12 protein-coding genes are annotated in these 14,694 nt (G+C 74.4%); 7 read left to right on the forward strand and 5 right to left on the reverse strand.

The annotated features are described in order from the left end of the window. Positions 1-10: 10 nt before the first annotated feature. Complete coding sequence (gene thrC, locus NLX85_RS10980) at positions 11-1,300, forward strand: threonine synthase (RefSeq protein WP_254334248.1); 1,290 nt, start codon at positions 11-13, stop codon at positions 1,298-1,300. A 296-nt stretch (positions 1,301-1,596) separates the two neighbouring features. After that, entirely contained in the window at positions 1,597-2,616 is a 1,020-nt protein-coding gene (locus NLX85_RS10985) for an N-acetyltransferase family protein (protein ID WP_374628076.1), read from the forward strand. Position 2,617: 1 nt separating this feature from the next. On the opposite strand, the gene NLX85_RS10990 is transcribed toward NLX85_RS10985, so the two are convergent. Next, the gene (locus NLX85_RS10990; protein ID WP_254334250.1) at positions 2,618-2,758 is read right to left on the reverse strand and encodes a hypothetical protein; all 141 of its coding nucleotides are present in this window, start codon (positions 2,756-2,758) and stop codon (positions 2,618-2,620) included. Positions 2,759-2,878: 120 nt separating this feature from the next. Here NLX85_RS10990 and paaN point away from each other — a divergent pair, with 120 nt between their 5' ends. Then, positions 2,879-4,552 carry a phenylacetic acid degradation protein PaaN gene (gene paaN, locus NLX85_RS10995; protein ID WP_254334252.1) on the forward strand — a complete coding sequence of 558 codons (1,674 nt, stop codon included), beginning with the start codon at positions 2,879-2,881 and terminating at the stop codon, positions 4,550-4,552. Between the two features lie 58 nt (positions 4,553-4,610). On the opposite strand, the gene NLX85_RS11000 is transcribed toward paaN, so the two are convergent. Further along, on the reverse strand, positions 4,611-5,129 hold the full coding sequence (locus NLX85_RS11000) for a GNAT family N-acetyltransferase (RefSeq protein WP_254334254.1): 519 nt from the start codon (positions 5,127-5,129) through the stop codon (positions 4,611-4,613). A 222-nt stretch (positions 5,130-5,351) separates the two neighbouring features. On the opposite strand from NLX85_RS11000, the gene NLX85_RS11005 reads away from it, so the two are divergent. The 3 genes from NLX85_RS11005 (at position 5,352) to groL (ending at position 8,964) form a co-directional block, all read left to right on the forward strand. After that, positions 5,352-5,555, forward strand: a complete 204-nt coding sequence (locus tag NLX85_RS11005) for a cold-shock protein (protein WP_067305333.1) — start codon at positions 5,352-5,354, stop codon at positions 5,553-5,555. Positions 5,556-5,935: 380 nt separating this feature from the next. Continuing rightward, a complete protein-coding gene (locus NLX85_RS11010) occupies positions 5,936-7,066 on the forward strand; it encodes a hypothetical protein (protein WP_254335516.1) in 1,131 nt (376 codons plus the stop codon). 275 nt (positions 7,067-7,341) lie between these two features. Then, positions 7,342-8,964 carry a chaperonin GroEL gene (groL, locus tag NLX85_RS11015; protein WP_091317388.1) on the forward strand — a complete coding sequence of 541 codons (1,623 nt, stop codon included), beginning with the start codon at positions 7,342-7,344 and terminating at the stop codon, positions 8,962-8,964. Between the two features lie 66 nt (positions 8,965-9,030). Here the strand turns inward: groL and NLX85_RS11020 are convergent, their stop codons facing one another. The 3 genes from NLX85_RS11020 to NLX85_RS11030 all read right to left on the reverse strand — a co-directional run bounded on the left by NLX85_RS11020 (position 9,031) and on the right by NLX85_RS11030 (position 12,777). Further along, positions 9,031-9,273, reverse strand: coding sequence for a hypothetical protein (locus tag NLX85_RS11020; RefSeq protein ID WP_148431173.1), 243 nt, complete (start codon positions 9,271-9,273; stop codon positions 9,031-9,033). An 83-nt stretch (positions 9,274-9,356) separates the two neighbouring features. Continuing rightward, positions 9,357-10,286, reverse strand: coding sequence for a GNAT family N-acetyltransferase (locus NLX85_RS11025; RefSeq protein ID WP_254334256.1), 930 nt, complete (start codon positions 10,284-10,286; stop codon positions 9,357-9,359). Between the two features lie 43 nt (positions 10,287-10,329). After that, positions 10,330-12,777: a S8 family serine peptidase gene (locus NLX85_RS11030; protein WP_254334258.1), complete on the reverse strand. Its 2,448-nt coding sequence runs from the start codon at positions 12,775-12,777 to the stop codon at positions 10,330-10,332. Between the two features lie 79 nt (positions 12,778-12,856). Between NLX85_RS11030 and NLX85_RS11035 the strand changes: the two genes are divergently transcribed. Further along, the gene (locus tag NLX85_RS11035) at positions 12,857-14,671 is read left to right on the forward strand and encodes a glycerol-3-phosphate dehydrogenase/oxidase (RefSeq protein WP_254335517.1); all 1,815 of its coding nucleotides are present in this window, start codon (positions 12,857-12,859) and stop codon (positions 14,669-14,671) included. Positions 14,672-14,694 lie beyond the last annotated feature (23 nt).

Here is a 14,694-nt window from a genome sequence, read left to right on the forward strand (position 1 = left end):
ACTCCTCGACATGACGTCGACGCTTCCCGCCGCCTCCGGCATCGACACCAGCCTCAGCCCGGCTCGCGCCCTGGTCTGTCGCGCCTGCTCCACGCGCTATCCGCTGGCCGCCCAGCACGCCTGCTACGAATGCTTCGGCCCGCTGGAGGTCGACTACGACACCGCAGCGCTGGCCGCCGTCACCCGCGAGCAGATCGAGGCCGGCCCGGACAACCTCTGGCGCTACGCCGCACTGCTCCCCGCCGGCCAGGACCCGGCCACCCGGGTCACCCTCGACCCGGGCCTGACCCCGCTGGTCGCCGCCCCGCACCTCGCCGCCGAGCTGGGCATCACCGCCCCGCTCTGGGTCAAGGACGACAGCGGCAACCCGACCCACTCCTTCAAGGACCGGGTGGTCTCGGTGGCGCTGACCGCCGCCCGGGCGCTCGGATTCACCCGCTACGCCTGCGCCTCCACCGGGAACCTGGCCAACTCGGTGGCCGCCCACGCGGCCCGGGCCGGGGTGCCCTCGGTGGTCTTCATCCCCAGCGACCTGGAGCAGGGCAAGGTGGTGACCACCGCCGTCTACGGCGGCGACCTGGTCGCCATCGACGGCTCGTACGACGACGTGAACCGGCTCTGCGGCGAGCTGGTCGAGACCGACGAGTTCGAGGACACCGCGTTCGTCAACGTGAACGTGCGGCCCTACTACGCGGAGGGCTCGAAGACCCTCGGCTACGAGGTGGCCGAGCAGCTCGGCTGGCGGATCCCGGCCCAGGTGGTCATCCCGATGGCCAGCGGCGAGCTGCTCACCAAGATCGACAAGGCGTTCGCGGAGCTGGTCGAGATCGGGCTGGTCGAGGCGCCGGCCGGCGGCTGGAAGGTGTTCGGCGCCCAGTCCGCCGGCTGCAACCCGATCGCCACCGCGCTGCACGCCGACACCGACACCATCGTCCCGGTGAAGCCGACCGGCATCGCCAAGTCGCTGAACATCGGCGACCCGGCCGCCGGCCTCTACGCGCTGGAGGCGGTCCGCCGCACCGGCGGCTGGATGGAGTACGCCGACGACGACGAGATCCGCGCCGGCATCCGGCTGCTCGCCCGGACCACCGGCGTCTTCGCCGAGACGGCCGGCGGCGTCACCGTGGCGGTACTGCGCAAGCTTGTCGAGTCCGGCCGGCTCGACCCCACCGCGGAGACGGTCGTGTTCAACACCGGCGAGGGCCTCAAGACCCTCGACGCGGTCGCGGCCGAGGTCGGCCCCACCCATCGCATCAAGCCCAGCCTCCGCGCCGCCCGCGACGCCGGCCTCCTCACCTGACCCGGCACCCCACTCGTCCGGGCGGGGGAGGGCGGATCGCCCGGGCGGGGGATTGGGGTGATCCGCTGGGTAACTGGCTTTTCGCTGTGAGTGTGGAAAACGCGCCGACAAGGACTTGACGGCAGGAATGGGACGGCGCAAGATGCTCCGTGCGGGAGGGCATCCGCCGGAGACTTTTCAAGTTCTTGCGACCCAACGCCGGAGGCGTTGTGCGGACGTCCCTCCCGACCAACGTCCGAAGGGGCCGGCGGAAAACCGCTGGCCCCTTCGCTGTCGGATGGGCCAGGCTCGCCGGTATGGGCATCTCCGTCTCCCCCCTCGACGCCGCCGACGAGGCGACCCTCGACGCCGTCTACCGGACGGCGGTCGCGGCGCAGGCCGAGGACGAGCCGGACCTCCCCCCGCTGTGCCGGCGGCGGTTCGAGGCGCCGCTGCGGCACCCGATGCCGGGCGTCGACACCCGCTGGTGGGTGGCACGCCTCGACGGGGCGCCCGTCGGCTGGCTCCGGCTGCACCTGCACACCCTCGACAACACCGACAACGCCAGCGTCGAACTGGTGGTGGACCCCGCCCACCGGCGGCGCGGGGTCGGGCGCGCCCTGCACGAGCACGGGCTGCGGCTGCTGCGCGAGCGCGGCGGCAAGCGGCTGGTCGGCTCGACCGTCAGCCCACTGCCCGGGGAGGAGGGGCGGGAGCTGCCCGGGGCCGCCTTCGCCGCCGCCGTCGGCGCGAAGCCGGCGCTCGCCGACGTCCGCCGCCGGCTGGACGTGACCGCGCTCGACCGGCCGCGCCTGGCCGGCCTGCTCGCCGAGGCCCGCACGGCCGCCGCCGGCTACCGCACGGTCCGCTGGTCGAACCACACCCCTGAGGAGTACGTCACCGACGTCGCCTACCTGGAGGGGCGGCTCCTCGTGGACGCGCCCCTCGGTGACCTCGAATGGGAGCAGGAGAAGGTCGACGCCGAGCGGATCCGCGGCACGGAGCGGGCGCTCGACGCACGCGGGGTCCGCCGGTACCACGTCGGGGCGGTGCACGAGGCGTCCGGCCGGCTGGTCGCGTGGAGCATGGTCAGCCTGGCGGCCAACACCACCTGGCACGCCTGGCAGCAGATCACCATCGTCGACCCGGCGCACCGTGGCCACCGGCTCGGGCTCCTCACGAAGATCGAGAACCTCGACCACGCGCTGGCGCACGAACCGGAGCTGCGCGTGATCGACACCTACAACGCGGCGACGAACACCCACATGATTGCGATCAACGAGCAGCTCGGCTACCGGCCGGCGGCCGGCTCGACCGACTGGCAGCTGATTCTCTGAGTCACGGCACCTGGCGGGGGCGCGCGGCGAGGTCCGCCACCAGCCGGCTCGCCACCAGGGCCAGGAGCAGCACCACGGGCAGCCCCAGCGAGAAACCCAGGATCGCCCAACGGCCGGCGGAGGGAGGCCACAGCGGTGGCACCCCGGGCGGCAGCGGGCGGGCAAGGCTCGGGCTGGAACCGCGGTCGAGGTACTCGCCGGGCGATCCAACTTGTGACAGGCCCCTACTGATCTGGTGGCTTCCTGTTGCATGATGGCGGGCATGACGGAGACCCCGCACCCCCTGTACGACAGGCACGCCGAGACCCTCAACCGGGCGCTGACCGCGATCACGGAGCGCGGGTACTGGTCCGCCTATCCCGAGTCGCCCAGCCCCCGGGTGTACGGCGAGAGCGCCGCCGCCGACGGCAAGGCCGCCTTCGAGGCGTACCTGGGCCGCGACTTCCCGCTCGACCAGCCGGGCGACGGCGACACGGTCGCCACCGAGGTCAGCCCGTTCGGCGTGGCGCTCGACGTGCGCTACCCGCACGCCGGCGCCGACCAGCTCGTGGCCGCCGCCACCGCCGCCCTGCCGGCCTGGCGCGACGCCGGCCCGCAGGCCCGGGTGGGTGTCTGCCTGGAGATCCTCGACCGGCTGCACAGGAACGTCTTCGAGCTGGCCAACGCGGTGCAGTTCACCAGTGGCCAGGCCTTCGTGATGGCCTTCCAGGCCGGCGGCGCGCACGCGCTGGACCGGGCGCTGGAGGCGGTCGCCTACGCGTACGCCGAGATGACCCGGCACCCGGGCACCGCCGGCTGGGAGAAGGCCGCCGGCAAGGGCGACCCGCTGCGGATGAGCAAGACGTTCCACGTGGTGCCCCGTGGCGTGGCGCTGGTGATCGGCTGCAACACCTTCCCGACGTGGAACTCGTACCCCGGGCTGTTCGCCTCGCTGGCCACCGGCAACCCGGTGGTCGTGAAGCCGCACCCGCGCGCCGTGCTGCCGCTCGCCATCACGGTGAAGTACGCCCGCCAGGTGCTCGCCGAGGCCGGCTTCGACCCCAACCTGGTGCAGCTCGCCCCCGAGGCGGCCGGCGAGAAGCTCGCCTCGACCCTGGCCCTGCACCCGGCCGTCAGGATCGTCGACTTCACCGGCTCGACCGAGTACGGCGACTGGCTGGAGGCGAACGCCCGGCAGGCCGCCGTCTACACCGAGAAGGCCGGCCTGAACACGGTGGTGATCGACTCCACCGACGACTTCGCCGGGATGTGCCGCAACCTGGGCTTCACGCTGACCCTGTACAGCGGCCAGATGTGCACCACCTCGCAGAACCTGCTGATCCCCCGGGACGGCATCGAGACCGACCAGGGGCACAAGAGCTTCGACGAGGTGGCCGCCGGCATCGCCGGTGCGGTCGCCAAGCTCACCGCCGACCCGGCCCGGGGCGTCGAGCTGACCGGCGCCATCGTCAACGACGGCGTGCTGGAGCGGCTGGAGGAGGTCTCCAAGGTCGGCGAGCCCGTGCTGGAGTCGCGGACCGTGGCGCACCCGTCCTTCCCGGACGCGGTGGTGCGGACGCCGACCGTGGTCAAGCTGGACGCGGGCGACACGGCCACCTACTCCCGCGAGTGGTTCGGCCCGATCTCGTTCGCCATCGCGACCGACTCGACCGCGCACAGCCTGGAGATCCTGCGCTCCACCGTCGGGGAGAAGGGCGCCCTGACCGCCGGCGTCTACTCCAGCGACGAGGCGGTGCTGGACGCGGCGGAGGCGGCAGCGATCGACGCCGGCGTGCACCTGTCCTGCAACCTGACCGGCGGGGTGTTCGTCAACCAGTCGGCGGCGTTCTCCGACTTCCACGGTTCGGGGGCGAACCCGGCGGCGAACTCGGCGCTGACGGACGGGGCGTACGTGGCGAACCGGTTCCGGATCGTGCAGAGCCGCCGGCACGTGTGATCCCGCGGTTCGGGTGCGTCTGTTGTCGCTCCGGCAACCACGGGCGCACCCGAACCCGTCAGGCGGGGCGGCGCATCTGGAGTTCGTGGAGGGCGGGGATCCGGGGGTGCGGGACGCGCACGCCGGTGTCCACGAAACCCAGCTTCTCGTACGCCCGGCAGGCGCGGTCGTTGCCGACCACCACCTCCAGCATGAGCTCCGGCCGGCCGCAGGCCCGGGACCAGGCGGCCACCTCCTCCACGAGCGCCCCCAGCAGACCCCGGCCCCGCCAGGCCGGCGTGATGTAGACGGCGTAGATCAGGGTCAGCCCGGGCTCGTCCGGGGCGACCGTGCCCCCGACGTGACCGACCAGGCGACCGCCCGGGTCGGCGACGAACTGGGCGTTCTGATCACCCCGCGAGACGGCGGCGATCCGGGCCGCGTAGTCGGCGTGCGGCCGGGCGGCGGCCTCGGCCACGGTCTCCAGGAACGCCAGCGGGGTGTCGGCCAGCATCTCCAGCCGGAGCGCCCGCATCCGGGCGGCGTCGGCCGGGCGGACCCGGCGGACCGTGGTCGTCGTGGTGGGCGCGCTGGTCATCTCGCATGCATACCGGAAGGGGCGGCACCCGCGCCGACCGGGCGCGCACCGTGGCCGAAATATGCCCGATTTGTGGTCGTGCGCGGTCGTCACGCCTCGTGTAGCGTGCGATTTCGGTCACTCGATTCAGCGGCCGTCGCCGATCGCTGAACGGTGGCTCACCGGTGCCGGTCCGCCGGTCTCCGGGGTTGTGGAACGCCGCGCAGAGTGAGGAAGTGCACCGTGGCACAGGGCACCGTGAAGTGGTTCAACTCCGAAAAGGGCTACGGCTTCATCGCCGTCGACGGCGGGCAGGACGTCTTCGTCCACTTCTCCGCGATCGAGATGGACGGCTACAAGGCGTTGGACGACGGCCAGCGGGTCGAGTTCGAGATCGCCCAGGGCCAGAAGGGTCCGCAGGCCGAGCGGGTCCGCGTCATCGCCTGATCTTCCCTGGCCGCCGCCCGATCGGCGGCCGCTCCACCCCGACGAGGGGGCTGCGGTGCGGGCCCGCGCCGTGGAAGATCATGAGCCGTTCCAGCCGTCGCTGCTGAGGAGGGTTCATGTCCGACCTGCCCCCGTCGGGTGCCACCGAGCCGGTGCCCCCGGCATCGCCCGGTGTTCCGGCCGACCCGACCCGGTCCACGCCGCCGGCCGCCGTGCCGGCTCCGGCGTCGGGGCACGCGGTCGACCCCACCGCGCCCGGGTCGCCCACCCCGACCGATCCGGGCCCGCCCGCAGTGGCCGATGCCGGAGTTCCGGCGCAACCCGGCCCGTCCGGATCGCCCGCCGTGCCGGCGCAACCCGGCCCGTCCGGATCGCCCGCCGTGCCGACCCAACCCGGCGAGGCCGTCAACCCGGCCGTGTCGGCGGAGCAGGGGTGGCCGGCCGGTCCCGGCGGGTTCGCCGCCCCCGGGCAGCCCGCATCCGGTGGGCCGCAGCCCTGGGACCCGTACCGGACGGACGCCGCCGGGCCGCAGCCCTGGGACCCTTACCGAACGGATCCGGCCGCGCCGCCGCAGGGCTGGACCTGGCCGGCCGGTGCCGCTCCGCTGCCCGGCGCGGCCTACCCGGGCCAGGCGCTGCCCGGCCAGCCGTACGGCTGGCACCCGGGCCTCGACCCGCAGGACCCGCTCGTCACCCCGCCGCACGCGGGCGTCGGCGGCTGGTTCAGCCGGTGCGGGGGCGCGCTGCGGCGGGGCTGGCGGCAGCTCCTGCCGATCATGCTGCTGACCCAGACGGTCCCGGCGGCGGTGATCGCGGTCCTCTCCCTCGCCTTCGCCCCGACCGACCAGCCGGTCACCGGCTCGGACGGCGCCCCGGTGCTGCCCGACGGCTACTTCGAGAACATCTTCGCCTTCTACGGCGTGGTACTCCTCGCCGCCCTGATCTTCGGCCCGCTGCAGAGCACCGGCTGGGCCGCCGGTACCTGGGTGGTCACCCGCCAGGCGGCCGGCGAGCCGGTCGGTGTCGGGGCCGCCCTCCGCTACGGGCTGCGCCGCGCCCTGGGCCTCTGGGGCTGGACCCTCGTGGTCTCGCTGCTGATCACCGTCGGCGCCTGCTTCTGCCTGCTGCCCGGCCTCTACGCGGCCTGCGCCTTCGCGCTGTTCGGCCCGATCTACCTGTTCGAGCGGCAGGAGCCGATCGGCCGTGCCTGGCGGATGTTCCACCAGCGGTTCGGCATGGTGCTGGGCCGGGTCGCGCTGGTCATGTGCGCGCTGATCGCCGCGGCGGTGCTGGACGGCGTGCTGGGGCTGGTCAACCAGCTCGCCTTCGGGGCGGACCCGATGGCGGCCCCGGGCACCGCCGCCGGCGCCGTGGCGGTGGCCGTGGTGGGCGCGGTGCTCGCCACCCCGGCCTACCTGGCGCAGCTCGTCGGGCTGGTCGCCGCGTACGCCGAACAGCGCGCGCAGGAAGGCCCGGTGAACGCCGCCCGACTGGCCGCGGAACTCGGCTGAGCGGCGACATCGTGCTTGCACTCGGCTAGGGAGAGTGCTAAACAAGTCATTGGCACTCGCGTACGGTGAGTGCCAATGGTCGGGGCGGTAGGGCCACGGTCGCGCCGGTGTCGAAATGGCGCCGGAGTGACACGGGGCCGGTCGTCGCGGGCTGTCCGGCCCGACCGAGGAGGACGTCGTCGTCGCCAGGTGGCGACGTCCCCAAGGTGCGTACACCAGACGGCCCATCCGGGAACCCTCGGGTGGCCCGTGAGTGTCCAGGAGGACAACGCCGTATGGCCAAGATGATCGCGTTCGACGAAGAGGCGCGCCGCGGCCTCGAGCGGGGCATGAACCAGCTCGCCGACGCCGTGAAGGTGACCCTCGGCCCCAAGGGCCGCAACGTCGTGCTCGAGAAGAAGTGGGGTGCCCCCACCATCACCAACGATGGTGTGAGCATCGCCAAGGAGATCGAGCTCGAGGACCCCTACGAGAAGATCGGCGCCGAGCTGGTCAAGGAGGTCGCGAAGAAGACCGACGACGTGGCCGGTGACGGCACGACGACGGCGACCGTCCTGGCCCAGGCCCTGGTTCGTGAGGGTCTGCGCAACGTGGCCGCCGGCGCCAACCCGATGGCCCTGAAGCGGGGCATCGAGGCCGCCGTGGCCAACGTCTCGGAGGAGCTGCTGAAGCTCGCCAAGGACGTGGAGACCAAGGAGCAGATCGCCTCCACCGCCTCCATCTCCGCGGCTGACCCCAGCGTCGGCGAGATCATCGCCGAGGCGATGGACAAGGTCGGCAAGGAAGGCGTCATCACCGTCGAGGAGAGCAACACCTTCGGCCTCGAGCTCGAGCTCACCGAGGGCATGCGCTTCGACAAGGGCTACATCTCCGCCTACTTCATGACCGACCCGGAGCGTATGGAGGCCGTCTTCGACGACCCGTACCTCCTGATCGTCAACAGCAAGATCTCGTCGGTGAAGGACCTGCTCCCGATCCTCGAGAAGGTCATGCAGTCGGGCAAGCCGCTGCTGATCATCTCCGAGGACATCGAGGGTGAGGCCCTGGCCACCCTGGTCGTCAACAAGGTCCGCGGCACCTTCAAGTCGGTCGCCGTCAAGGCGCCGGGCTTCGGTGACCGCCGCAAGGCCATGCTGGCCGACATCGCCATCCTCACCGGTGGTCAGGTCATCAGCGAGGAGGTCGGCCTCAAGCTCGACGCCGTCAGCCTCGACATGCTGGGCCGCGCCCGCAAGGTCGTGGTGACCAAGGACGAGACCACCATCGTCGACGGTGCCGGCGACGCCGACCAGATCCAGGGCCGGGTCAACCAGATCCGGGCCGAGATCGAGAAGAGCGACTCCGACTACGACCGCGAGAAGCTGCAGGAGCGCCTGGCCAAGCTGGCCGGCGGTGTTGCGGTGATCAAGGTCGGCGCGGCCACCGAGGTCGAGCTGAAGGAGCGCAAGCACCGCATCGAGGACGCCGTCCGCAACGCGAAGGCCGCCGTCGAGGAGGGCATCGTCCCGGGTGGTGGCGTCGCGCTGGTGCAGGCCGGCAAGACCGCCTTCGACAAGCTGGACCTGGCCGGCGACGAGGCGACCGGCGCGCAGATCGTCAAGATCGCGCTGGACGCCCCGCTGCGGCAGATCGCCGTCAACGCCGGCCTCGAGGGTGGCGTCGTCGTCGAGCGGGTCCGCAACCTCGACCCGGGTCACGGCCTCAACGCCGCGACCGGCGAGTACGTGGACCTGCTGGCCGCGGGCATCATCGACCCGGCCAAGGTGACCCGTTCCGCGCTGCAGAACGCCGCCTCGATCGCCGCGCTGTTCCTCACCACCGAGGCCGTCGTGGCGGACAAGCCGGAGAAGACCCCGGCCGCCCCGGCTGGCCCGGGTGGCGGGGAGATGGACTTCTGAGTCCAGCTTCACCCAGCACGCCGAAGGGGGCGGGCCGCGTCAGCGGTCCGCCCCCTTCCGTGTGTCTCAGGTCGGCAGTCGGCGTTGGTTGCGTCGCTTGTGCGCCCGGTCGTACGGCGGTGTGATCCGGGTCGGTTCGTCCACCGGTTGCCGCGGTTCCCCGGTGTCCGGTCCGGTGCCGCCGGTCATCTCCGCCAGCTGCTCGGCGTCGCCGAAGTCGAGCCGGTCGAACGGCAGCTGCCCGGGAAGCTCGCCGACCGGGCGCCAGCTCGCCGGCTGGTCGTCGGTCCGTTCGTCGTCCGTGGTCATGCCCGCCTCCTTTGATTCCGACCGTAGGGGCCGGTCGATGCCGAGGAGGCCGAACGGGGTTATTACCGTCTATGTAACTTTAATTACTTCTGTCCGTTAAGTGCTTTTCGGTAGAGGAAGAACACCCGCTCGATCCGCGCGCCCGCCGCACCCGAGTAGAACGGCACCGGGCCCACCCAGCCGATCTGCGCCGCCTCGACCCCGGCCGCCGCCTGGTCGCGCAGGCAACGCCGGAGCAGCACGCCGCCGATGCCCGAGCCCTCAGCCGCCGGGGCGGTGCCCATCGGCCCGAACCAGCTCGGCCGCGACGACCCGTACGCGGCGAAACCGAGGATCTCGCCGTCCCGCTCGGCCAGGTGCGCGCCCGCGTCCGGGCGACCAACCGAGCCGGCCAGCTCGCCGTCCCAGGCCCCGCCGAAGGTGGCCCGCGCGAAACCGGCCAGCGCCGGCAGGTCCGCCGGCTCGGCCCGGCGTACGGTCACGCCCCGCCCGGCCAGCCGCTGCTCGGCGGCCTCGGTGGAGCGCAGCGCCGGCGAACCCTCGCCCAGGTCCGCCGTCATGTTCCAGGCCGTCCGGTCCTGCCGGTAGCCGAGCCGCATGGCGGCGCAGACCGCCGGGGTGTAGCGCACGTCGACGCCCGGCCAGGCGTACTGCGGCGGGTTCCCGGCCAGCAGCAGCTCGGCCGCCCCGAGCGCGGCGAGCCGGGCCTCTGCCTCGGCCAGCAGCCCGCCGCCGATCCCCTGGCGGCGCTCCTCCGGCGCCACGGCCAGCAGGTCGACGTGACCGAGCCGCGGATCCCGCGCGGACAGCGAGCCGACCAGCACCCCGACCAGCGCGTTGCCGCGTACCGCGCCGAGGCGCAGCACCGGCCGGTCGGCCGCCGCGCGGTCGGCGAGGGTGGCCACGATCGACGGCGCCTCGGCGGCGTCCTCCGGCAGGTCGAGGGCGCGCCCGCAGAGGTCGACGACCTCGGGCAGGCGGTCAGGACCCAGCTCGATGATCTCCACGTCCATGGACGCCGACCCTAGGCCATCCGCCGGTCAATGGACAGGGTTGTTAACCGAGGCCCCGCGCAGCGCGGACCGCCGCGTACGCGTCGACCAGGCCGGCGCCGACCAGGTTCCGCGCGCCGCCGCACGGCGCGTCGGCGGGCGACCCGGCCGGGGTGGCCGTGTCGGCCAGGATGCGGCGGGTGCGGTCCAGGTCGCCGACGAGCGCCGGGTTGGCCGACCACATGAGCGCCACCACCCCGGCCACCTGCGGCGTCGCCATCGAGGTGCCGTCCAGGGTCGCGTAGCCGCCCCCGGGGTACGCCGACGGCACCCCGGCGCCCGGCGCCACCACATCGGGCTTCGCGGCGCCCCCGGCCGCCGGCCCCCGGCTGGAGAACCGGGTGAGCTGGCGGGCCCGGTCGACCGCACCGACCGTGAGCACGTCCGGGTACGGCGCCGGCGGGTCGGCGATGGAGCCGCAGTACGGGCCGGTGTTGCCGGCGGCGGCCACCACCAGGATGCCGGCCGCGGCCAGCGCGGCGGTCGCCGGGCGCAACGCCCCCGGGTCGCAGCCCTCCACCGACGGGCAGCCCCACGAGTTGGTCAGCACGTCCGGCGCCCGTTGCGGCCGACCGTCGGTGAGCGGATCCCCGCCGGGCGGGAACGGGGCCAGCATGAACTGGAGGCAGTCGAGGTAGCGGGCCGGGCTGCCCAGGTTGCGGTCCAGGTTGACGCAGCCGACCCAGCTCGCGCCGGGGGCCACCCCGATCCCGTTCCGGCCCACCGCGCTGCCCACCGTGTGGGTGCCGTGGCCGCCCCGGTCGGCCGGCGTCCGGCGGTGCTCCCAGGGGTCGTACCAGGAGTCGTCGCCGCCCCGGAAACCCGCGGCCAGCGCCGGGTGCCGGCCGTCCACCCCGGAGTCCGAGCTGCCCACCACCACGCCGGCGCCCGTGACGCCCAGCTCCGACCAGACCCGGTCCGCGCCGATCAGCGAGACGTTCCAGGTCGGACCGGTCGGCGCCGGCACGGTGCCCCGGGCCGGGGGCGCCGCCGCGGGCAGCGGGCGCAGCCGCTGGCTGACCAGCACCCGGGCCACCTCCGGACGACCCGCGAGCCAGGCCCGGACCGCCGGCCCGCCGTCCGTCTCGATGGCATTGACCAGGTAGTACGGCGTCGGGTGCAGGCGCAGACGGCCCAGCTCGCGGCGTAGGTCGCCCTGCGTCCGCTCGGCCGTGGCGACCAGCCGCCGGTAGACCTCGGCCGCCCGGGCGTCCCGGCCGGCCCGACCGGGCGCCCCGGCCGGGATGCCGGTCAGGTCGGCCTGCTCGCGGAGCACCACCAGCAGCCGTTCCCCGTGCAGGCCGGGCTGGCCGGGGACCGCGTAGACCACCACCACGGCGGCGAGCAGGGCCGCGGCGGTCAGGCCGGCCAGGCCGCGCCGGGGGGCGCGGGCGCGGGACCGGGCGAGCAGCACGCCGTACCCGACGGCGAGCAGGACCGCGACGGCGAACGCGGCGCCGGTGGCGACCGCGACCCAGAACGGGACGTCGCGGGTGGTCGCCAGCAGGACGGTGACCTCCTCCGGGTCGGTGAACGCCAGCGGCCCGACCAGCGCGAGGCCGACCAGCCAGCGCACCGGCCCGCGCCCGGCCGGCCGGCCGGCGTGCCGGGCCGCGGCCTCCAGCGCGCCCAGCACGAAGCCGAGCGGCGGCAGCAGGAGCAGCGCCGGCAGTTGCGCCCCGGACTGGCCGGCCCCGGCGCCCAGCAGCGCCAGGGTCACCCCGGCGACCAGCCCGCCGACCAGCACCAGCCGGGCCGGCCGGGGCGGCGTGCCCACCGCGAACGCGGCCCAGAACGCGGAGCCGAGAAGCACCCCGGCGAGCGCGCCGAGCGCGGCGGCGGCCAGCCCGGCGAGCAGGGTCTCCGACGCCCCGCCAAGCGCGCCCACCCAGACCCAGGGCAGCAGCGAGGCCAGCCCGGCGGCGACCGCGAGCAGCGTCACCGGCCCCAACCGCCCGCCGCCGGCCGTACCGTCGCTCGGACCGCCCGGCGCGCCGGGCGGGGCCGGCGGGGCGGACCGGCGGCGGGCGATCCGGTCGAGGGCCAGGGCGAGCAGCACGGCGGTCGCGGCCAGCGCGGCCAGGTACGCCTCGTGGTGCACCGGCGGCAGCGCCCGGAGCAGGGTCAGCGCGCCGAGCGTCAGCGTGCCGGCCAGCCAGGCGCGGCCGGTCGCCCGGATCGCGGGGGAGCGGGGGATCAGCGCGAGCGCCAGCGTGGGCGCGCCCACCAGCAGCACGGTGACCAGCGCGACCACCGGCCAGACGGCCACCGCGCGGTCCAGGCCGGCGACCAGCACGATCTGGTCGACCACCCAGCCGGCGACCTGGCCCAGGACCGCGACCAGCACGGCCCAGACCCCGGTGGCCGCCGCGGCGACCACCGGCCACGGGCCGGTGTCGCGGCGGGCGGGACGGGGCGGGGGGACGGGAGCGGTGGGCGGGCCGACCTGCATGGCACTCACCGTACGGCCCGGCAGGGGCGTGCCGCCGGAGTGCGGGGCCGGTTACGGTGGACACGTGCGCGACCCCAACGTGTCCCGATCCGTGGCCGGTCAGCTCTCCGTGGAGCGCCGCGCCGACGACCTGCGCCGACTCCGCGCCGAGCGGTTCGACGTGCTGGTCATCGGCGGTGGCGTGACCGGGGCGGGCGCCGCGCTCGACGCCGCCTCCCGTGGCCTGAAGGTGGCCCTCGTGGAGGCGCGCGACTACGCCGCCGGCACCTCCAGCCGGTCCAGCAAGCTGATCCACGGCGGCCTGCGCTACCTGGAGCAGCTGGAGTTCCACCTGGTGCACGAGGCGCTGACCGAGCGCGGGCTGCTCGCCACCCGGCTCGCCCCGCACCTGGTGCGCCCGGTGCCGATCCTCGTGCCGCTCCCCGCCGAGGGCGGGGTGCGCGACCTGCCCGGCCGGTTCTTCCGCCGCTCCTACTACGGCGCCGGGGTGGCCGCGTACGACGTCTTCGCCGGCGTGTTCGGCGGCGGGCGCGGCATGCCGCTGCACCGGCACCTGAGCCGGGAGGGCGCGCGCCGGATCTTCCCGAGCCTGCGTCCGGACAAGCTGGCCGGGGCGATCCGCTACTACGACGGGCAGGTCGACGACGCCCGCCTCGTGGTGACCCTGGCCCGCACCGCCGCCAGCCTCGGTGCGACCGTGGTGACCAGCGCCCGCGCGGTCGGCCTGATCCGGCAGGCCCGGGAGGTCACCGGGGTCCGGGTCCGCGACCTGGAGGCCCCCGCCGGCTCGCCGGACGCCGAGTTCGAGGTACGCGCCCGCACGGTGATCGCCGCGACCGGCGTGTGGAGCGACGACATGTCCCGGATGCTCAACGACGTCGGGCTGCGCCCCGGCTTCCGGGTCCGGGCCTCCAAGGGCGTGCACCTGGTGGTGCCCCGCTCGGCGATCACCGGCGAGACCGGGCTGATCCTGCGCACCGCCAGCAGCGTGCTCTTCGTCATCCCGTGGGGCGGTCACTGGATCATCGGCACCACCGACACCGACTGGCGGCTGGACCGGTCCCACCCGGCGGCCACCGCCAAGGACATCGACTACCTGCTGGAGCAGGTCAACGCGGTGCTGGACCGCCCGCTCACCACCGACGACATCGAGGGCGTCTACGCCGGGCTGCGCCCGCTGCTGGCCGGCGAGGCGGACTCCACCTCCAAGCTCTCCCGGGAACACGCCGTCATCGAGCCGATGCTCGGGCTGCTCCTGGTGGCCGGCGGCAAGTACACGACGTACCGGGTGATGGCCTCGGACGTGGTCGACCGTGCGGTGCACCGGCTCGGCTGGACCCGGCCGTCGCGCACCGCCGACCTGCCGCTGCTCGGCGCCGACGGGTACGCGGCCATGTGGCGGGACCGGGCCGACCTGGCCCGCCGGCACGGGGTGCCGGTCGGGGTGGTCGAGCACCTGCTGGAGCGCTACGGCACGCTCACCCTCGACCTGCTGGCCCTGGTCGACGCCGACCCGCTGCTCGGCTCCCCGCTGGCCGGCGCCCCGGAATACCTGGCCGCCGAGGTGACGTACGCGGCCCGCGCCGAGGGGGCGCTGCACCTGGAGGACGTGCTCACCCGGCGTACCCGGATCTCCATCGAGACCAGCCACCGCGGCCTGGAGTCGGCGGAGCACGCCGCGGAGCTGATGGGCGCGGTGCTCGGCTGGGACGAGGAGACCCGCGCCCGCGAGGTGGCCCACTACCGGGCCCGGGTGGAGGCGGAGCGGCAGTCGCAGCTGATGGTGGACGATGTCGCGGCCGACGCGGCCCGGCTGGGCGCGCCGGACGTCCGCGGCTTCGCGGCGGACCGGGGCACCGACGGCGACAGCGCCGAACTTCCGTCTTCCCGGTGACCCGTCGGTAACGTCGTTCCGGA

Origin of the sequence: Micromonospora sp. A3M-1-15, from assembly GCF_024213425.1 — a bacterium.
GTDB classification, from domain to species: Bacteria; Actinomycetota; Actinomycetes; order Mycobacteriales; family Micromonosporaceae; genus Micromonospora; species Micromonospora chersina.